Below are 249 nucleotides of genomic sequence, written 5' to 3' on the forward strand. Positions count from 1 at the left end.
GGCGGATCCCCGCTGGGTCACGGAGCTTCCCGGCTCCTCTGCGGATCTGGATGCGGCCGCCGGCCTCACCCCCAGAGCCGATGTGGTCTTCTCTGTTCCCGGGGTGACCGGGGCGGCGACGGGAAGCGTCGACGTCCAGACCGGCCAGTACGAACCGGGCGACTACATCATCTCAATAAACAGGATGGTGTTCGGCGACGTCGTGACCACGATCGATCCGCGAACCGGGCGTCTCACCGCCACCGACCT

At 67.1% G+C, this 249-nt stretch carries 1 protein-coding gene; it reads left to right on the forward strand.

The features are described 5' to 3' along the window. Nucleotides 1-249, forward strand: a 249-nt coding sequence (locus SB717_RS38340) for a hypothetical protein (protein WP_410908438.1), incomplete at both ends; no start/stop codon positions are given.

The organism is Priestia sp. SIMBA_032 (genome assembly GCF_046535215.1).
GTDB lineage: Bacteria > Bacillota > Bacilli > Bacillales > Bacillaceae_H > Priestia > Priestia aryabhattai.